This is a genomic window from Nocardia sputorum, assembly GCF_027924405.1.
Classification (GTDB): Bacteria; Actinomycetota; Actinomycetes; order Mycobacteriales; family Mycobacteriaceae; genus Nocardia; species Nocardia sputorum.
Map to the genome: position 1 here is coordinate 3,371,508 of NZ_AP026978.1, position 17,375 is coordinate 3,388,882.

The 17,375-nt window shown below is 64.8% G+C and carries 19 protein-coding genes and 3 pseudogenes; 12 read left to right on the forward strand and 10 right to left on the reverse strand.

The genetic code is table 11. The features are described from left to right. Window positions 1-51: 51 nt before the first annotated feature. Window positions 52-1,419, forward strand: a complete 1,368-nt coding sequence (locus QMG86_RS15480) for an MFS transporter (protein ID WP_281880335.1) — start codon at window positions 52-54, stop codon at window positions 1,417-1,419. A gap of 128 nt (window positions 1,420-1,547) precedes the next feature. Next, window positions 1,548-2,084, forward strand: a complete 537-nt coding sequence (locus tag QMG86_RS15485; RefSeq protein ID WP_281880336.1) for a thioesterase family protein — start codon at window positions 1,548-1,550, stop codon at window positions 2,082-2,084. 201 nt (window positions 2,085-2,285) lie between these two features. Here the strand turns inward: QMG86_RS15485 and QMG86_RS15490 are convergent, their stop codons facing one another. Next, entirely contained in the window at window positions 2,286-2,795 is a 510-nt protein-coding gene (locus QMG86_RS15490; RefSeq protein WP_281880338.1) for a nuclear transport factor 2 family protein, read from the reverse strand. A 473-nt stretch (window positions 2,796-3,268) separates the two neighbouring features. Between QMG86_RS15490 and QMG86_RS15495 the strand changes: the two genes are divergently transcribed. From QMG86_RS15495 to QMG86_RS33720, 5 genes are all read left to right on the forward strand, one after another. Next, the gene (locus tag QMG86_RS15495; RefSeq protein ID WP_281880339.1) at window positions 3,269-3,862 is read left to right on the forward strand and encodes a hypothetical protein; all 594 of its coding nucleotides are present in this window, start codon (window positions 3,269-3,271) and stop codon (window positions 3,860-3,862) included. Between the two features lie 82 nt (window positions 3,863-3,944). Beyond that, window positions 3,945-4,739, forward strand: coding sequence for an SDR family NAD(P)-dependent oxidoreductase (locus QMG86_RS15500; protein ID WP_281880340.1), 795 nt, complete (start codon window positions 3,945-3,947; stop codon window positions 4,737-4,739). 42 nt (window positions 4,740-4,781) lie between these two features. Continuing rightward, window positions 4,782-5,267, forward strand: coding sequence for a nuclear transport factor 2 family protein (locus tag QMG86_RS15505; protein WP_281880341.1), 486 nt, complete (start codon window positions 4,782-4,784; stop codon window positions 5,265-5,267). Window positions 5,268-5,562: 295 nt separating this feature from the next. Next, on the forward strand, window positions 5,563-5,952 hold the full coding sequence (locus QMG86_RS15510) for a hypothetical protein (RefSeq protein WP_281880343.1): 390 nt from the start codon (window positions 5,563-5,565) through the stop codon (window positions 5,950-5,952). Window positions 5,953-5,957: 5 nt separating this feature from the next. After that, window positions 5,958-6,092 (forward strand): DUF7161 family protein, encoded by a 135-nt coding sequence (locus tag QMG86_RS33720; RefSeq protein WP_434086206.1) that lies wholly within the window; start codon window positions 5,958-5,960, stop codon window positions 6,090-6,092. 53 nt (window positions 6,093-6,145) lie between these two features. Here the strand turns inward: QMG86_RS33720 and QMG86_RS15515 are convergent, their stop codons facing one another. Both QMG86_RS15515 and QMG86_RS15520 read right to left on the reverse strand, forming a co-directional pair. After that, window positions 6,146-6,565 (reverse strand): Imm10 family immunity protein, encoded by a 420-nt coding sequence (locus QMG86_RS15515; RefSeq protein ID WP_281880344.1) that lies wholly within the window; start codon window positions 6,563-6,565, stop codon window positions 6,146-6,148. A gap of 52 nt (window positions 6,566-6,617) precedes the next feature. After that, window positions 6,618-7,348 (reverse strand): annotated as a pseudogene (locus QMG86_RS15520) (IS256 family transposase); the annotation flags it as partial. Between the two features lie 221 nt (window positions 7,349-7,569). Between QMG86_RS15520 and QMG86_RS33565 the strand changes: the two are divergent. Further along, window positions 7,570-7,674 (forward strand): annotated as a pseudogene (locus tag QMG86_RS33565) (IPT/TIG domain-containing protein); the annotation flags it as partial. Between the two features lie 541 nt (window positions 7,675-8,215). Here the strand turns inward: QMG86_RS33565 and QMG86_RS15530 are convergent. Then, complete coding sequence (locus QMG86_RS15530; RefSeq protein ID WP_281880346.1) at window positions 8,216-8,632, reverse strand: hypothetical protein; 417 nt, start codon at window positions 8,630-8,632, stop codon at window positions 8,216-8,218. A 346-nt stretch (window positions 8,633-8,978) separates the two neighbouring features. Further along, window positions 8,979-9,581, reverse strand: a complete 603-nt coding sequence (gene imuA' / locus QMG86_RS33785; RefSeq protein ID WP_491565757.1) for a DnaE2-dependent mutagenesis accessory factor ImuA' — start codon at window positions 9,579-9,581, stop codon at window positions 8,979-8,981. A gap of 100 nt (window positions 9,582-9,681) precedes the next feature. On the opposite strand from imuA', the gene QMG86_RS15540 reads away from it, so the two are divergent. Next, window positions 9,682-10,068, forward strand: a complete 387-nt coding sequence (locus tag QMG86_RS15540; protein ID WP_281880348.1) for a hypothetical protein — start codon at window positions 9,682-9,684, stop codon at window positions 10,066-10,068. Between the two features lie 186 nt (window positions 10,069-10,254). Here QMG86_RS15540 and QMG86_RS15545 read toward each other — a convergent pair whose 3' ends face one another. From QMG86_RS15545 to QMG86_RS15555, 3 genes and pseudogenes are all read right to left on the reverse strand, one after another. After that, the gene (locus QMG86_RS15545) at window positions 10,255-10,632 is read right to left on the reverse strand and encodes a hypothetical protein (protein WP_281880350.1); all 378 of its coding nucleotides are present in this window, start codon (window positions 10,630-10,632) and stop codon (window positions 10,255-10,257) included. Between the two features lie 383 nt (window positions 10,633-11,015). Further along, window positions 11,016-11,999: a hypothetical protein gene (locus QMG86_RS15550; RefSeq protein ID WP_281880352.1), complete on the reverse strand. Its 984-nt coding sequence runs from the start codon at window positions 11,997-11,999 to the stop codon at window positions 11,016-11,018. An 81-nt stretch (window positions 12,000-12,080) separates the two neighbouring features. Continuing rightward, window positions 12,081-12,734 (reverse strand): annotated as a pseudogene (locus QMG86_RS15555) (aldehyde dehydrogenase family protein); the annotation flags it as partial. Window positions 12,735-13,776: 1,042 nt separating this feature from the next. Here QMG86_RS15555 and QMG86_RS15560 point away from each other — a divergent pair. Next, the gene (locus QMG86_RS15560; protein ID WP_350356409.1) at window positions 13,777-14,106 is read left to right on the forward strand and encodes a DUF4345 family protein; all 330 of its coding nucleotides are present in this window, start codon (window positions 13,777-13,779) and stop codon (window positions 14,104-14,106) included. A 5-nt stretch (window positions 14,107-14,111) separates the two neighbouring features. Continuing rightward, window positions 14,112-14,864: a helix-turn-helix domain-containing protein gene (locus QMG86_RS15565; RefSeq protein WP_281880354.1), complete on the forward strand. Its 753-nt coding sequence runs from the start codon at window positions 14,112-14,114 to the stop codon at window positions 14,862-14,864. An 899-nt stretch (window positions 14,865-15,763) separates the two neighbouring features. On the opposite strand, the gene QMG86_RS15570 is transcribed toward QMG86_RS15565, so the two are convergent. Next, window positions 15,764-15,970 (reverse strand): hypothetical protein, encoded by a 207-nt coding sequence (locus QMG86_RS15570; RefSeq protein ID WP_281880356.1) that lies wholly within the window; start codon window positions 15,968-15,970, stop codon window positions 15,764-15,766. 167 nt (window positions 15,971-16,137) lie between these two features. Here QMG86_RS15570 and QMG86_RS15575 point away from each other — a divergent pair, with 167 nt between their 5' ends. Next, entirely contained in the window at window positions 16,138-16,650 is a 513-nt protein-coding gene (locus QMG86_RS15575) for a cytochrome P450 family protein (protein ID WP_350356393.1), read from the forward strand. A 33-nt stretch (window positions 16,651-16,683) separates the two neighbouring features. Here the strand turns inward: QMG86_RS15575 and QMG86_RS15580 are convergent, their stop codons facing one another. Then, complete coding sequence (locus QMG86_RS15580) at window positions 16,684-17,298, reverse strand: CAP family protein (RefSeq protein ID WP_281880358.1); 615 nt, start codon at window positions 17,296-17,298, stop codon at window positions 16,684-16,686. Window positions 17,299-17,375: the final 77 nt, after the last annotated feature.

Below are 17,375 nucleotides of genomic sequence, written 5' to 3' on the forward strand. Positions count from 1 at the left end.
AGCGGATCGGGTGCCAGAATCGTCGCCGTCCTCGCCGCTTGCGGGATCTTGATGTCGTTGCAGCAAACCATGATTCTGCCGTTGCTGCCCGCGCTGCCCGCCCTGCTGCACACCACGGCAGGCACCGCGTCCTGGCTGGTGACCGCCACCCTGTTGAGCGGTGCCGTCGTCACTCCGCTGATCGGACGCCTCGCCGACATGTACGGCAAGAAACGCCTGATTCTGGTGACCTTGGCGGTCGTGGTGGCCGCGTCGCTACTCGGCGCCCTCAGTGACGCACTGGTCCCGCTCGTCATCGCGCGTGCTGCGCAGGGTTGTGGCTTGTCGCTGATCCCGGTGGCGGTGGCGACTATGCGCGACGTGCTGCCACCGCACCGCATTCCCGGTGCGGTGGCGACCATGAGCGCTTCGCTGGCAATCGGCGCAGCCGCAGGTCTGCCCCTATCCGGGTTGATCGTCACCTTCCTGGACTGGCATTGCATCTTCTGGGTGATGGTGCTCAGTGGCGCGTTACTGGCGACCGCGGTCGCGACAGTGATCCCCACGCCGCCACCGGCGCACCCCGTTCGCGGTGGTTTCGACTACTTCGGTGCGCTGCTACTCGCCGCCGCCCTCACCGCGCTGCTGCTGCCGTTGTCCAAGGGCAGTCAATGGGGATGGACCACAGCTAGGACCCTGCTGTTCGCCGGTACCGGCGTACTCCTGTTCGGGCTGTGGGTGCCGCTGCAGTTGCGAAGCACGAAACCGTTGGTGAACCTGCGCGTCACCACGCGTCCGCCAGTACTGCTCGTCAACGCGTGTGCGCTGTTGATCGGGTTCGCCCTGTTCAGCAACATCCTGCTCACCACCCAGATGCTTCAGCTGCCCGTCGCAACGGGCTTCGGAGCGGGGATGAGCGCGCTGCAGGCCGGGTGGTCGCTGATGCCGATAGCGCTTGTCGGCATCATCGTCGCACCGCTGGCCGGGCGCGCCATCGCACGCTTCGGCGCATCGTCGGTCCTGCTGGTGGCCGCGGCCGAACTAGCCCTGGCGTTCGCTGTCCGGGTGCCGTTCAGCAGCGAACCATGGCACTTGCTCGCCGGCGCCGTCGTGGTGGGCGCCGGCTTGTCCTTCACTATCGCCGCGATTCCCACATCGATCATGACGATGGCACCGATCACCGAATCGGCGTCGGCGACCACCATCGGCGCGCTACTGCAATCGGTGGGAACCTCGACCGCCAGCGCGACCATGGCAGCCACCGCAACTACCTGGAATGTCACCATCGACGGCCACACCTACCCGTCGCTCACAGCGTTCACCGCCATGTTCTGGATCTCGGCGGGCACCACGCTGACTGCCGCGGTCCTGGCGCTGGCGCTCGTGGTGGGTGGCCGGTTGACCGTCGGTGGCGTCAGCGCACCACCGACTGCTCGGTGACCCGTGGTGCTGGTCCCACTCACTGGGCATCAGGAAACCACACGCGTCCGGGGCGGATACATTCCGGCGCTGTACCGCGGGGTTTCGGCTGTCTCGCAGCCGCCTGGAACGATATGGGAGAGGCTCTCATGATCTCGGCATTTGCGATACCGCTCGATCAGCTGTCGCAGGGGCCCGTCACGTCCTACCGGTGCCGGGTCGAAGAGTCCTGGATCGATTTCAACGATCACATGAACGCCATGTACTACGGCATCGTCGTCTACCAGGGGCAGGAGAAGTTCAGCGAGTTCATCGGCATGGGCGCGGACTACACCGACCGGACTGGGCTGGGGAAGGTCATCGTCCAGTCGACACTCGGGTTCGAGCACGAGGTGCGCGGCGACGACGAACTCGAGGTCCGTTCGTGGCTATTGGGGGTCGATGACAAACGCTTCCACGTATTGCACGAGGTGTTCAGCGTCGGGAACGGGCGCCGGGTTGCCGTGGGGGAGCAACTGGATCTGCATTTCGACCTCGAGTCCCGGCGCAGCTGCCCGATGCCTGCCGAACAGCGGGATTATCTGACCCAGTTCTCCCGTATTCAGACCGCGGGCGGGCTGCCGGGGGGGATCGGCCGGATCATCCGCGGCCCGGGACACGCGCCCGAGGCGCATGGCAAGAACTGACACCTGCGAACAGGGCCGCACGATGTCATCGAAGCGCCGTCGGGAGCCGGGAGCCCCTCCCGACGAGCCGCGATGATCGACCCGGGAACCATGTCTGCCACCGGGGTACGGAGGCCGACTTCGTCAGCGCAGGAGTTCGCTCGGGGTTGGCGGGGCAGCCGACGTAACGACGTGGTGCGACGGTCCAGGGAAAGTGTCGCACTATCTCTCGGCGGCACCCGACCGGTCCACCGTCTCCTTACCGCGGATGCCCTCCGACAGCAGACGGTGGGCGAATTCCCTGCCATCGAGTATCCGGCTCGTCCGTCGCTGCACTCGCCACCCGTCGACGGTGCGGATCAGTAACCAGTGGTGGGCAGTGGCCCGGTGGACGCGGAACACGCCGCTGTCGTGGATCACCATCAGGGAGTGGCACACCGCGGTGGCGCGCTCCTCGGTCACAGTGATGTGGGCGGGGCCGAGAAAATGGGCGCATCCCCCGGCGATGAAACCCTGGTGCATTTCCGACCTGACCATCGCGGATATCTGGTCGTGCCCGGCCAGATATCCGCTGTCGACGTCGTACACACCGTCTTCTGTCCACAGCGCGGCCACCTCGTCCGCCGCACCGTCGTCGACGAGCGGGCCGTAGGAAGCGATCAACCGCCGGATCTCGTGTTCGTCTTCGAGGACGCGCAGTCGAGCTTCGAGTTCCGCCAGGCGGTGTTCCATGAGTCCTCCTCGGTCGGCGCCCCACTGCCATTCGAACGATCGCAGCGCAGCAGCACGTCGGTGGGCGTCGGCGTGACGCGGGACCGGAGTTCGTAGTCCGCTCCGGATCTGGCGAGTCTGCACCCTGGCGCTTCCACCGGAGCGGCGGCGTCCCGATCTCCGGAACACCGAGCTGGCTGCCCTCTCACCGTTTTGGGTGACCATTCAGCGGGAGCAGTCGGCGAGGACCCCCTACAACCTTGGCATTGTGACCGCTGTCATCGTCCACCGACCGATCGGAAGGCCGAATGTTCTCGGAGCGAGCGTTCTTCTCCTTTGTCGAACTCACTGATTCCACCATGTACCGGGCATACAACGAGTGGCATCAGCTCGACCATCGGCCGGAGAATCTGTTGCTCCCTGGAGTTGCGTGGGGAGACCGGTGGGCTCGTCCTGCCGAGTACGCCGCTCTGAGCGAACCTCCGTCGGGCGAGTTGGGTGACTTCGACTACGCAGCTATGTACTGGTTCCGTCCGCCATACGAGAAAAGCGTCGCGGCGTGGACCAAGCTGGGCGAGGACTCTTTTCAGTGGGGGCGAGGTCCGCTGCTTCCCGGTGTCCGGCGTCGCCTGCTCGGATTCTTCACGCCTGTCAAAGGTTACGCGGCGCCGCGAATTCGAGTCTCGCCGGACGCGCTTGTCTTCCGGCCGAACCGCGGACTGCACATGTCGGTCACCCATTTCGGCGACTCGCATACCGCCGATGTCCACGAGTTGTTCGGCTGGGAGGACCGCGTCGGTATTCCGGACTTGCTGGAATGCCCAGGGGTGGCCGGTGCGTGGACCTTCTCCCTGTTGGCCCTGCAAAAACATCCGACCCTCCCCGGCCTTCACGACGATCGCCGTGAATTCGGGCCCGGCTCGCTGCGCATCCGGCTTCTCTACCTGGACGCGGATCCGGCTGAAGCCGGCCGTGCTGTCGCCGATGCCGAGCGGGAGCTGGCAGCGAACGGCAGCGGATGCCCGGTGGTGGGCGAGACGCTGTTCCACGGGCCGCTGCGTTCGATCATTCCCTTTCAGGACTGGTGACCCACAGCACGAGGTGATGCAGCTGGCGACGACCGCTATCACCTAAAAGATCATTCGGATCGACTTCGAGGAGCAAACACATATGGATATCGAAAAATACGGTCCCTGGGCCGTTATCGCCGGAGGATCCGAGGGCGTCGGCGCCGCATTCGCCGAACAACTCGCGGAGCGAGGCATGAACCTGGTGCTGCTCGCCCGCAAGGAGGCACCTCTGCAGCAGACCGCCGAGAAATGTCGCGCGCATGGGGTTGAGGTGCGGATCCTGTCGGTGGATCTGCTCGCCGCGGACGCGCTCGAGCGCATCCGGCGGCTGACCGATGACCTCACCGTCGGTTTGTTCATCTACAACGCAGGCGCCAACACGTACGGCCACGAGTTCGTCACCGGTGACCTCGAGCGCTTCCAGGCCGTCATCGATCTGAACATCACCGTACAGCTGAAACTGCTGCAGCATTTCGGCGCTCCCATGCGCGAGCGACGCCGCGGCGGAATCATTCTGGTGGGGTCGCTCAGCGGCTTCTTGGGCTCGGCACAGATCAGCATCTACTCCGCTGTCAAATCGTTCTGCCGCACCTTCGCCGAAGGGCTGTGGCTCGAGATGCGCGATTACGACGTCGATGTCCTCGAACTGGTGCTGGGACTCACCCGCACCCCGGCGATGGCCCGGGCCGGTTTGAAGATGGACACTCCCGGGCTGCTGATTTCCGAACCCGCCGACGTCGCCACACAGGGCCTCGCGAACATCACCAACGGTCCCGTCGTAGTAGTGAAGGAGTTCGAGGCAGCCGTCGTCAAGAACAGCGGCCACAACCGCGCCGAGCTGCTGCTGGAAGCTCGGGAGGCTGCGAAGAAGCTGCTTCCGCCCCCGTCGCAGTGACGCGTGCGCGGCCGCTGCTCTCACCGATTAGGAAGGATGCCCATGAACGACAGTGATCGTCTCGCCGCGCTCGAACGCCGCCTGAGCCATGTCGAAGACCAGTTGGCGATCGGCCGTCTGCTCGCCTCCTACGGCCCCCTCGTCGACAGCGGGGACGCGGATGCGACCGCGGCGCTGTGGGCAGAGGACGGTGAATATGACGTTCCCGGACTGCACATGCGCTCACGGGAGGATATCCGATCGATGGTGCAGTCGCCCGCGCACCGCCGGCTCATCGAGGGCGGCAGCGCGCACTTCATCGGTCCGGCGCAGATCGAACTCGACGGCGACCGAGCGGTGGCCGTGTGCGAATCGATCCTCGTGCTCCGCGACCAGGATTCCTACCGCATCCTGCTCTCCGGAAGCCACCGCATCACCCTCGTGCGAGTCGACGGAGAATGGAAGATCAGGCATCGGATCACCCGGGAGTTGAACGGTGACGCGCGGGCACGGGAATTACTGCGCATCGGGGCCGTCACCGGCGATTGAGGACCCGTCGGACCGGACCGGAACTCGATCTTCTGCGCTGACCGGAGATCAGCGGTCGCACGCACTCGTCGGCCGGGCTGACGCCAAGTGCGTGCTATCCGGGCTGAACGCCACACTCAATACGTGTCCTTGTGGCCGGAGAGGGGTTCACCGGCTGGCCGGCCGGTGGCGGGATTTCTTAGCCGGGATAGTGCCGTCGGCGCTGGCGGAGGCCAAGCGGCTGCGGGGCGCGCCGAGACGGTGTCCTCCCCGGTGGATCAAGCCGCCGCAGCTGCGTCGGTATATTCACAGCTGAATGATCCTGACGCTCACCACGTCACGAGGTGAACCATCCGGGGGGACGATGATGGACCTACACCAGATCGTTATGAGCTCATGGGATTTCACCCTCTGCCGGACCGACGAGGGTGCCCATGTCATGAAGGTCGTCTTCAGCGAGGGCGAGCACAAGATGGATGTCGAACGCTATTTCGCAATCGACAGCCCCTTGAATCCGATCTACCCGATGGACGAGTCGAAGGCACTGTCAGCCAGAATCCGGGCAGAATACCCCGGCACTCACCTGCGGCAACTGAGCAGAGCTGATCTGTCGGCCATCCACACGGCGAAGACGCGCCCCGCACCCGAAGCGGTCCCCATCCGAGTGACCAGACCGACCTCAAAGGTCAACTCGCCATGCCGCTGACAGACATGCCCGTGAACGACGCCGGCGTCCCTGCCGACCTTCGCCCGGGCACAGATCGAGTGGTCATCCTCGACGACACTCCCACTCCCGCCCTGAACCTGCGGGTGCACCCAGTCGGTGATCCCGACCCGCGTACATAGATCACGAGATATTGTCAAGACCTGTGGATCGGTGAGTTCGCCCGAGCCTGAGGTCAGATTCCTGCGAGTGTGGGAACTTGGGCAGGTATTCCCCAGGTGACTATGCGTGGCAGCATTGCCTTGAATTTCGCTAGATCGGTGTCGGGTACCTCGAATCGAACAAGGAGGTGTGCGCCCAGACCGAGGATCTGGGCGTCCTCGGGATCGATCTCGATGACTGCGGTGGAGTCGTCGGTGAACTCGACCTTTTTCAACCCGCCGTAGACGGTCTGGCCCGACCCGACGGTGATGCAGTAGGTGTTGTCGAACAGTTCGGTTTCGTTCGGGTCGCCCTGCCACGGGTCGGGGTCCGAGCGGGTGCGTTGGAACATCACGGCGATCCCCGAGCCGTCGGCGCCTTCGGCGAACCCTGCGCCCAGGTAATCGTCGTATTCGTCGTCCTCGCAGCCCGCTGCTCTGGCTACCAGGTCCATGTGGTTCTCCTATTGGCTGTGGGCCGTTTCGAAGCGATTATGTCGGGCAGGCTCAGGCAACGTCGGTGACGGTGTTGTTTGGTTCGGCTGACGGCGGGGTGATGTCGACGGGACGTTCGAGCACCTTGCCTCTGTGGAACAGAGCGCCGGCGCGGACGAGGGCGACGAGTTCGGGGGCGTTGACCTTGCGCCAGCGGGCTTGTGCGGCCTCGATCAGCTTGTAGGCCACGGCAATTCCCGCCGTGCGCGCACCAGGGCCTTTGGTGACCTTGGTGCGAAGGCGGACCGTGGCGAAGGTCGATTCGATCGGGTTGGTGGTGCGCAGGTGGATCCAGTGCTCGGCCGGGTATTTGAAGAACTCGAGCAGCACGTCGAGATCGTCGACGATCTTCGCGACGGCTTTGGGATACTTTGGCCGTAGTCGAAGTCGAACGCTTTCACCGCGAGTTGGGCCTTGTCGATGTCTTCGGCCATGTAGATGTCCTTCAAGGCCGCGGTCGCGCCCGGGTGTGCCGTTTTCGGTAGCGCGGCAAGCACATTCGCTGGTTTATGGAACCAGCAACGCTGCTCGCGGGTGGCGGGGAACACCTCACGCAACGCTTTCCAGAATCCGAGTGCGCCGTCGCCGACGGCCAGAACCGGGGCGGTCATGCCGCGGCGGCGGCAGTCCCGCAGCAGATCGGCCCAGGATTCGGTGGACTCGCGGTAGCCGTCGGTGACCGCGACGAGTTCCTTGCGGCCGTCCGCGCGCACGCCGATCATCACCAGCAGGCACAGCTTTTCACCTCCGCGCCCGCCACCGCGGCAAAAGCTTCGCGCATGGCGGGTATCACCGCCAACACGGCCACGTCGGTCACCGTGATCTCTCCGTCCGGGCAGGCACGGTCCCGGTGACCGTGACCACCCCGGGCGGGACGAGCAACCCGCTGTCATTCTTCTACGTGGGGGCGCCGTTCAAGGCCGCTTTGTCTCCGGTTTTCGGTGTCACCGCGGGCGGTGACACGGTGACCATCACCGGGACCGGCCTGTCCACGGCCACCGCGGTGGCGTTCGGCGCCAACTCCGCGACCCCGACGGTGGTCAACGACGGCACGTTGACGGTGACCGTGCCCGCGGGCGCGGCGGCCGGTCCGGTGGGTGTCAGCGTCACCACCGCGGGCGGCGCAACTCGCCCGAAGCGACTGACTAAGGCTCTGGAGTCTTTCCGCTCCCCGCGACGATCGAGGTCGGGAGCCGTTCAGCGGGTTCGTGGCTTCAGCAGCCGCCGGCACCGGGGAACCGCCTGGGCCGTGACCGGGGTCCGGTCGCTGCCTGCGTCGGTGTGCGGTTCGGTGGCCTGCCGTTCGGCCAGGACTCGGTCTTGGTGGCGCGGGTGGATCCTTCGCCCAGGACCCGGGTCGCGATCGTCCACACGGCGGGCGTGTCCTTCAGGCGGTCTCGTCGAGCTCGGCGCAGGCCTGTTCTGGGCTATGTCGCGTCGGCAAGGTCCTCGCCGAACCCGAATCCGATACGCCGCATTTTTCGGTCTCGGCAACGCGATGGACAGGCTGGATGGTATAGAGTTACCGGTTGCTCGGCCGTCTCAAAGCGATCCTTGGTCATCCGGATCTTTGCCGCGACTTGAACGATCGCTCCGATCGCGGTGGGCGGTCAGTCGCCGTAATGATCGTGTGTCTCGAACTCGCCGAAGTCGTCCTGTAGCCAGCCCAGGTCGCGCCAGGTCCCCGTGCCGTCGAGAGGGCCCGCGTAAACGATCTCCAGGTAGCTGCCAGGCTGGTCGTCGAGCCGCAGGCGGCGGCCTCGGCTGTACAGGAACACCGACACGCTGATGTCCGGCTGTCCATCGATGTACTGCATACCGAGTACTCCCTCCCACGACACCTGGAGGGACGGACCGGACGGCTCAGGACCTCGGACGAGACAGGAGAACCCGTCCTCGGCCTCGCTCGCGTTGACTACGGTCACCTGCTCACCGAGGTGAGTGGCGAGGCTGGCGGCGAGGACGTCGATCGTCGACCTCCACCGGTTGAATAATGGGTTGTCCTCCAGGCCATTCTCGACCGTCATGGCCAATCGCTCCTTTCCCCGCGCTCCAGTCGGAATTCACTACTTCGTTGCCGTCAGCTGTGCGGATCTCGACATGTTGCGGGCTGTCCGCCCATCGTTTCGGGTGACCGGTCTCGGATTCGGGTCCCTCTTTTCGATCAAACGCCGGTCCTAGGTCATCCGCTCCTCGAGTTGACCATCGACGATGCTGACGTCGATGCGCAGCTGATCGGATCGGTAGGTGCCCACGTGGTGCCGAAGTAATCGAATCGTCAGGCCACGTAGTTCAGAGAACGACGAGGCCCCTGCGTGGAGGCGTGAGCAGCCTGGTGGTGGCGTGGCGAGATGATCCGGATCGACTCATCGGTCATCCGATCCGGCTGATCACAGTAACGGAAGTGTGTGAGTCCGCTGGTGGACGTGTCCAGCATGACCGTTGCGTTCCGGCGGGGCCCAGCCGCAGCGCTGTGCTGCGGGGGCGACACGCCGCGCGGCCGGAGACATGAATCGTGTAGGTCATGGATCGCAGCCGGCCGCGTCCGCGGCCGATACCCTCGTACTCGACCAGTTCGGTATGGATTTCCAGGTCGGGTCGGGCCCAGCCTGTCTGCGTTGTCACCAGGATGGCCTCGTGACTTCGGATCCGAGCGAGCACAGCTCGCGTGCGGCTGGCTGCCGGGGTGATGGGACGGTCGAGCACGACGACGGGCAGGCCGTCGAGCAGGACGGCGGCGACGTCGAGGGGGTCGTCACCGGGGTCGGCGATGTGGGCCAGGCGGGCAAGATTTCCGCCCATTTCCGCGACCGCGAGCAATCCGAGCCGTGGGGATCCGAGGACGGCGGTCCATTCTCCGGCGGCGGTGGCCGCGGCGAGCAACCCGAGTAGGGGGCCGAGGCGTCCGGTGCACGCAATCAGTGATCCGCGTGGTAGCCCACCGGCGGGTAGCGCGTCACCGAGTGCTCCGGGGATACGCGTTCAACAGGTCATCGAAGCAGCGTTGCGCTGCTACCGGCAGCTGTGCGAGACCCTCGCCCCACGGTTCGGAGACACTCTCGGTCATCGTGCGCTCATGCCCGTGCAGTTCTACGGCAACATCGGCTACCACCCCGACCGCAAGAAGGGCCCCTTCGACTACCCAGGCCCTCCCGAGCCCGGACTCAGCTGGATGCTCAAACCCACTGGCACGATCACCAGAGATGGCCGCCGCCGCGGCAGCGACAGCGTCTCGCTCACCCTCAATAACGACAACCGTGTAAGCGAAATCCGCGACGACCGCGACACTCTCTATCGCGGCTACGTCGACTACTTCAAGGCCCAGCCGGCCCTGGAACCGTTCAAACCCTCCTTCTCCTTGCAGGGCGGTCGCTTCGGCATCCTCGACCCGCGGCCCGCCACGAACTTCGCGCTGCGATGGCTGCGCGAAGACCTCAAGAAACTAGGCTGGCTCCCGCGCTGATCCCAAGCTTTCACGCCAAGCTCAAGCCGACGATCCTCGACCTTGGAAGCGTCCGCCGCTCAGGGTGGCGGACGCTTCCCGGGCGAACCCGGCCTTGGCTCACACCAACGTGTTTCGGCCTCGAGTGTGGGTGCCGTAGTGGATCTCGTACACATCGTTTTCAATGTGTACGGAGTCCTCCTTGATCTATTCGCGCCAGCGGTCGGGCCATTGGGTGGTCTGCTCCGACCACCGCAGCCCTTCGAGCGGCACGCCTGCGAGCTCGACTTTCCGCAGGTCTGCGCCGATGAAGTCGTTGAGCATCTGTTCGAGGAAGACCAGATAGCTGGCCAGCTCGGTCAGTGATTCGCTGACACGAGCGGCCCAGTTGATCGACAGCCCGGCCATCACTTCGGCGTCCTGGTCCCCGGATTGCGCGAGCATCCCCTGATGCATCGAGTCGAATGACGCTTCCACGTAGTCGGCAACCGCGTCCCTCCATCGATGCATGGAGCCGAAGTCGAAGACGACGCTGTTGAGGACCTCGACTATTTCGAGCCCGAAGCCCTCGTGCACCTTCCGCATGTCGATGCCGAGGACGGGAAAGGTGACGTTCCCCCGGACGTCGGTGGCGTCCGTGACAGGGATAATCGCGGTCCTGTCCTCCTCTACTAGCAATTCGAAGACGCCTGTGGCCCTGAGAAACGCGTTCTTGTCGTTACCTCCGACAGCGTCAATCAGTGCCTCCTTCTGCTTCTCCGAAAGGCCGTCATCGTTGCGAATTTCTTCAGCAGTCGCGACGCGCCACCATTTTGCAGCAGTTCGGCAGGCCAGCTCGACTGCTCACTCCGCGACAACATGGCAGGGTGTCGATGTCGGTAAACTGCGGGTTCGCCATGTCGTCGCGGCCCGGTCCGGACCCTGGTGCCTGGGCCTGATCGGCGAATCCCGTGATGGTTGGCGCGGCGCTAACCCGGAGGGGACGGTGAGACGTGCCCGAGCCGGAGTTGGCAGCCGATCACCGAGGTCGGAACTGTGGTGCGGATGTCGTGTTCTATCCACTTCAGAGGACCCACGGCGGTGGCGTAGATGCTCGACGCTCGCGCCATTTCCCCGCGTTCGCGATGCGCTTTTATTATCGCGGCGATACTGGTGATCAGTGCGCCGACCAAATTCGATTCGGTGGATGGATCGTGCACTTCCCTGCACAGCTGCGCGAGGACGAACGCTGCTTGTCCCAGATCCGGCACGTGTGATCCGAAGCTGGGCGGTCGTATGCGGCTGCCGGCCGCGAGTGCCGACATCCCGACTTCGTGCGCGGCGTCGGCAAATGGTCCTCTCGCGTCCGGTTCGACCCGCCATGACCAGATCGCCAGCACTCCGGAGACCCGGCTTGCCGCCCACCGCCATGCCGCGCGATCGGTACTCGGAACACGTGCCAGCGTTTCGGTAAAACTACGAACATCAGCGAGGGCGTGTGTCCAGAACTCGGTGTCGCCCGACACCACCGTTTCTCTGGCCGACGGCGCCACCGAACGCGGATGTTTCCATTCGGTTTGTGCGTCGGCCACCGCGTGCGCGTCGGGTTCCCACCCGTCGCGCAGGTCGGGCAGGCTAAGGCCTGCCCCGACCTCGAGGTCGGTGATCGCAGGACCGAGGCGTGCGCTGCGGGGATCACGCCATTGGACGATGTAGCCGGCGACATAACCGTCGACGACACTGACCCGGGGTTGCAGGACGGATCCGGTCGCCCGCATCCGGCGTGTCCATTCGACCTCCGAGAGGCTGACCGCGGCCGTAGCGCGCAGCGTGCGCCGCAGCATCCGATGGTCCGAGCCGTCGCTGTCTTCGCGCCGCTCGATTCCCGCCAGCATCTGCTGCTCGAAACTCACACCAGGCCCGGGCAGCCCCGGCGTCACCGACCGATACAGGCAAAGGTCGCAACCGGTCAACGCGATATGATCCAATCAGTCGACGAACCGACGATCACCGTCGGCCGAGGGGGTGAACTTGCCACATCAAGCATCCAGTCAGCCGAGTTCGATCAGAGGCGCGAAGATCCTCTCGAACACCGGGAGCAGCGGGTCGGTGACCGGGTTCAATTTGAGCGCCACCACCCGGTTGTGCGCGATCAGCTCGTAGATCGTGTCGAGAGGCGCGATCGAGCTGATATGCCCGCCCCGAGCACCGCTGCTATCCCTCCGGTGCGTGTGGGGCCGAGCTGGGCAAGTCCCGCAGACGCCTTCGCAGAAGCCTCGGTGATGCGGGGCTGCAACCACACCTCGGCGCGGAATCCTCTGAGTAGAAGTTCGTCGTACAGGTTCGAGGGCAGCGCCTGCACGGTCACCCTGCCCCTGGCGAATCCGAAACTTCGCCTTCGCGAGTGGGCTGGTCCCCTGTTCGAGCGACTCGAGAGTGCATGAAACCGCCGCCAGACTCGCTGCGAAGACGTAGGGGCCGGACATCCATTCCTCACCGACGAGCGGGGAGGAGGGATCCAGTGCTTTGATACCCACCGCCGCGTCGACCCAGTCCTGCGCGTGCTGTCCGGTGAGCGCGCGCACCCGGTCGAGCAGGGCTCTTCTGCCGGTCAACGACTGACGTGACCATTTCTTCTCCCCCTCGGCGAGGGCTGCGAGGGCGGAATCGATGACCGCGTCTGCGGCGGCGGAATGTTCTGTCTGCACGTGGGCACACTCCCTGGTGAGAATTCGAGCGGAGATCCGCGTTGATGACGACGAGTTCAGGGTCGGTGGTGGCTTTGGCACACGTCGCCGCCAGCGATGTTGTCCCGAGAGCGGAGGGCCTGACCGACTTGACGGGACACGCTATGTGCTGGTATATCCGATTCGGAGTCGCATCCTTCACCTTGCCGCGGGCGCGCTGGCTTGCGCCGTCGGGCGCTGTTTCCGGAGAAGAACTGCTCCAGCACCCAGCGCTGCCAAACCTGCTACGTCGAATGCCGCCACGCGCGCCAATCCCGGGCCAACGGGTCCTCCGGCGAGCACGAGAATGAGAAAGCATCCGAAACTGACCGCATTGGCGCCTACGGCCACCGGGCGTCGCCCGGAACGAAACACCGCCAGCAGCAGGAGGACTCCGAGCACGGCGAATAGGACGGCCCGATGCCGCAAGACGACATCGAGATCGCGGCCCGCAGGAGCGAGCCCGTAGGCGGTGTACATTCCCCGCGGTGCCACCGCACCAAGAGCAGGCGCGGTTTGGAGTAGGCCCGCGAAAACCAACAGGGCTCGTCCGGCATTGCGTCGCATGATTCTCCTCGGGTCGGTGTCCTGCGATCCTCGCCCTGGCCGACACCCCGCGCTTCCGAGAACCTGCTGTAGGAACTAGCGGGTCATAGGGCGTCATTGCGGCGGCGGGCATGGACGGATGCGGAGTTGCTCGCGGCCGCGGTTTGGCGTTGTCGTCCACGACGGTGAGCAGGAGAGCCATAACCGGCAAACGCGCAGCATGTTTTCGGAAGCGGCGGGCGAAGGGATCGTCAACTCTCGACAGAGAGATCGATCTCAGGAGGAATATGAGGATCCGTCAGAGTCGGCGAAGCCCGCTCGTCCTGATGAGAGCGTGTAACAGCGTTCCGGTCGCGGAGGTTGTTGTACGTCATCGCTCGGATGCCGCGGGTGCAGCGTTTTCGAAGGCCGGATGGGGTCAGGAGTACAGCCGATGAGAGAGCTAGTGCTCGCGCTGGCGGCTGTCTTCTTCGCAGGGATGGGTCTCTACGCGCTCGCAGCGTTGGCTGGGCCGTTCGCTCTGACAGAGACGCTACCGCAAGCGCGTTCCGAGATCCGCGCGGTGTACGGCGGCTTCGGTCTGGCGGTCGCAGGCGTGCTGTGCGGGTCGGCATTCGGCGACGACAGACCGCGTAACGGGGCGGCATTGACGGTGGGTGTTGCATTGGCGGGCATGGCCGCCGGTCGTGTGATCTCACGGCTGGCCGACACACGCCAACGGCGTTCTATCCGATTTGGTTCTACTGTCTGGTCGAGGCTGTCGGTGCCGCGGTCATACTCGGTGTCGTGTGAGCGAGTGCGAGAATGACAGTTGTGACCATCGGCGCCGAACGTCGCATCGTGTACCTGTGGCCTGCGCAGGCGGCTTACCTAGGGCCGCCGTTTCACCTGGACAGGCATGCAACACCGGTTCACTGTCTGGCTCTCGGAGTCGACGCACCGTTCACGGTGTCGACCGCAGAAGGCTCCTGGCAGCGGCGTAGCGCCCTGATACCTGCGCGGACGGTGCACAAGGTCGAGGCAGGCGTGGGTCGCATGCTGTTCTACTACCTCGACCCGCGCTCCCGCGACGCTGTCGACGTACGGGTTCGCATGAACGAAGATTTGGGTACGATCACCACCACTCACCGTGACGAGCCTGCGTTACTCGACTACATTCACCACGCGGACACAATCGAGGCCGACCAACTGCGACGGATCGTCGTAGGGGACAGCCGCAGCGGCTTTCCCGATCCGAGGATTCGCACGGCGATGGAGTCGATTCTCGCCGAACCAGCACGAGATCTGGACGCGGCGACGCTCGCGGCTGCGGCCGGGCTCTCTACTTCACGGTTCCTACATTTGTTTTCGACCAACGCGGGAACCAGTTTTCGACGTTTCCGCCTGTGGGCGCGGCTGCTGCATCTGGCTGCTGCCTTGGCCGAGAATGCCTGCCTCACGGACGCGGCGGCCGACGCTGGGTTCGCTTCCGCCAGCCATTTCAGTGACACATTCCGGGCCATGTTCGGCCTCACCGCGACGACCGTGTTGAAACAGGGAACCGAAATCGTCGTGATTCGCAAGTAAACATCCCCTCCGCATGGTTTCACCGCAGGGGGTTGACCCGCAGGAGGCTTTGCGGCAAGGACCTCGCCCCAATGGCATGGATCCGACTCGGCGCCGGCCCCGTCGGTTCAGTGGCGCAACGGTGCGGGCCGTGTAGATCGTCGGCCATGCTGGCACAGCTGTCGCAGACCAGACCATTCCGGATCTCGCACCGCCTGGCTGTGACAGCCTGATTTGGCCCCGGTGTGACGGTCTGAGTCGGCCCCGCTTGCGACGCGCCGGGCGGGTTGTGATGGTTTGATCCGGCCCCACCTCAGGCTCGATTTCGACATGGTCGTTTCCGAGCTGGTGGAAGGGGTCCGGGATGGAGTGTCGGGTGGAGTTGTTTGCTGCCATTCGGCGTGATGCTCGTGTCGCGGGTCCTTCTCCCCGGTTGCCGGCTTGGCGGCAGCATCACTCGGGTCGGCGCAGCGCCGCTGTCCGGTGTCTCAGCGTTCACCTATCGGAGTAGTGAGGCCTGATTGAGCCACGGCCTGACCAAGGTCCTGGGCAGAATTGTGGAAGATCTGAAACGCATGACAAGGAGGGGAGCTGAGGGTGTTGCGGACATGCCCAGAGGCGCAGCTCGTTTTGTCAGGCACGATGTCGATGTGAAGGTGCAGGCCGATCAGCTCGGTGGGCGCGAGGTGGACAAAGCGGGTGAAACGCTGGCAGCGCCTGAACACAGGTGTCGGCTGCCAGGAGGAAGGGACCACTTCGGAGCCGTTTTGCCATGAGCATGGGACCACCCCTTTTGCCACGGATGGGACCGCCTGACTAGTGGTTTTGCCAGTTGTGGGACCACCGGCGTGGCATGCGGGGTGTCTGGTCGCTTGGCCGCTGTATTTGGCGGATGAGCTACCGGGAGACCTCCGATTCTGCTAACTGTCAAGCAGCGGCAGTATTTTGGGGTCAGGAACTGGATCGCCGAAGGCCTTCACCGCGTCGTAGGGCTGGTGGGTTTGCAGGCAGTAGTAGAGCTGTCCGAGCATCTTGTTGAACAGGTGCCGGATTGCGGGTGCGTGGCGGTCGCCGTGCTCGCGGCGACGCCGGTAGTGCTGTTGGCCGGGCCCGGGCAACACGACCATGGTGGTGCCCCAGACCCATCCGACCGCCGCCAGGCGGTCGTTCTTGATCCTCCTGTGGCTGATCGAGATCGTTTTGCCGGATGCTGCGGCTCGTAGGTGTCGAGTAGCTCCTCGCGGGCGCGGGGATCGAACCGATACGCAACCTCATCATCAACACCCTGCTCCTGATGCTAACCGACGACCGGTTCGGCGGCGGCCTGCCCAGCGGCGCCCTGATGACCCGAGACGCACTAGACGAAGTGCTGTTCACCGACCCGCCGATGGCGAACTTCTGCGCCACCTACCCCCGTCAGCCGACCATGGTCGACCGAACCTGGATACCCGCCGACCACCTCGTCCTCATCAGCTTCAGCGCCTGCCATCGCGACCCTGAGGTCGCCGGCGGTGACCTCACCGGCAACCGCTCCCATCTGGCGTTCGGCGCCGGACCACACCTCTGTCCAGCCAAGGACGTGGCCTACGTCGTCGCCGAGCACGCCATCAACCAACTCCTCGACGTTCTCGCCGACGTGCGACTGGCCGTGTCCGTACAACAGTTGACGTGGCGACCGGGTCCATTCCACCGCGCACTGCAGCAACTGCCGGTGACCTTCCCCAGCACAACGCCGCTGGACATCGGCAGTCGATCTGAACTGGACAGCTCACGCACAAGGTGTAGTGAGAGGCCGACGGGTCCCTGACCTGGCGAAGGACGGTTGAGACAACTAGCTCAACTAGCTGCCGTCGCGGCGGACGTTCTCGGCGAAGTCGCCCATCATGTTGCCCGCGGGATCGTAGTTGCACACCGTGTAGGTGCCGCCCTTCTTTCCGTTGAGCGCGCCGGCCTGCGCGCATCCCAGCTTGGTCGTGCCGCGCCACACCACCTGGGTGAAATGGCCGGTCCTGCTCCAGTTCCGCTCAGGATCGTCCCAGGCGACATCTTTGATTTCGTCGTACCAATTCTTGACCGGCGCCGCGCACGCAACCGGCGCGGCGCCGGCGCTGGACCAGTTCCAGGCCAAGTTCTCGCCGTAATTCCCGGCATCGTGAGCGAAGATCTCGGTGGTGGCAAGCTTGTGCGCACGCTTCTTCGCGAACGCGACGAGCGCCGGGTCGGTGACCAGCGCGGGGGCCCCGTGCCTCTTGCGGTAGCCGTTGTGGGCGTGCAGGCAGTCGCGTTGGAAGGCATCGGTCGTGTAATCCTGTGCAGTCGCTGCCCACGCTGGTCCGGGGGCAGTCAGCCCCAGCAAGACCGCGGTCGCCCCGATGAGCACCACCGCACAGCGGTGCTTCCTCGTTACGGCGATCTCCAGCATCGTCGCGGCCGCGGCGGCAGGATTGGTGTGCATGCGTTCCCCTTCGACGTAGGGCGGTCAGCAATTATTCGGAACGGTCGATCTTCCGGACGGCGACCACGGGCGTGGGT

Bases quoted from the DNA above. Each gene is read 5' to 3' on its own strand.
- QMG86_RS15480 (WP_281880335.1), top strand. From the start codon at position 52: ATGTCGTTGCAGCAAACCATGATTCTGCCGTTGCTGCCCGCGCTGCCC.
- QMG86_RS15485 (WP_281880336.1), top strand. From the start codon at position 1,548: ATGATCTCGGCATTTGCGATACCGCTCGATCAGCTGTCGCAGGGGCCC.
- QMG86_RS15490 (WP_281880338.1), bottom strand. From the start codon at position 2,795: ATGGAACACCGCCTGGCGGAACTCGAAGCTCGACTGCGCGTCCTCGAA.
- QMG86_RS15500 (WP_281880340.1), top strand. From the start codon at position 3,945: ATGGATATCGAAAAATACGGTCCCTGGGCCGTTATCGCCGGAGGATCC.
- QMG86_RS15505 (WP_281880341.1), top strand. From the start codon at position 4,782: ATGAACGACAGTGATCGTCTCGCCGCGCTCGAACGCCGCCTGAGCCAT.
- QMG86_RS15510 (WP_281880343.1), top strand. From the start codon at position 5,563: ATGATCCTGACGCTCACCACGTCACGAGGTGAACCATCCGGGGGGACG.
- QMG86_RS33720 (WP_434086206.1), top strand. From the start codon at position 5,958: ATGCCCGTGAACGACGCCGGCGTCCCTGCCGACCTTCGCCCGGGCACA.
- QMG86_RS15515 (WP_281880344.1), bottom strand. From the start codon at position 6,565: ATGGACCTGGTAGCCAGAGCAGCGGGCTGCGAGGACGACGAATACGAC.
- QMG86_RS15530 (WP_281880346.1), bottom strand. From the start codon at position 8,632: ATGACGGTCGAGAATGGCCTGGAGGACAACCCATTATTCAACCGGTGG.
- QMG86_RS15540 (WP_281880348.1), top strand. From the start codon at position 9,682: ATGCCCGTGCAGTTCTACGGCAACATCGGCTACCACCCCGACCGCAAG.
- QMG86_RS15545 (WP_281880350.1), bottom strand. From the start codon at position 10,632: ATGCGGAAGGTGCACGAGGGCTTCGGGCTCGAAATAGTCGAGGTCCTC.
- QMG86_RS15560 (WP_350356409.1), top strand. From the start codon at position 13,777: ATGGGTCTCTACGCGCTCGCAGCGTTGGCTGGGCCGTTCGCTCTGACA.
- QMG86_RS15570 (WP_281880356.1), bottom strand. From the start codon at position 15,970: ATGGTCGTGTTGCCCGGGCCCGGCCAACAGCACTACCGGCGTCGCCGC.
- QMG86_RS15575 (WP_350356393.1), top strand. From the start codon at position 16,138: ATGCTAACCGACGACCGGTTCGGCGGCGGCCTGCCCAGCGGCGCCCTG.
- QMG86_RS15580 (WP_281880358.1), bottom strand. From the start codon at position 17,298: ATGCACACCAATCCTGCCGCCGCGGCCGCGACGATGCTGGAGATCGCC.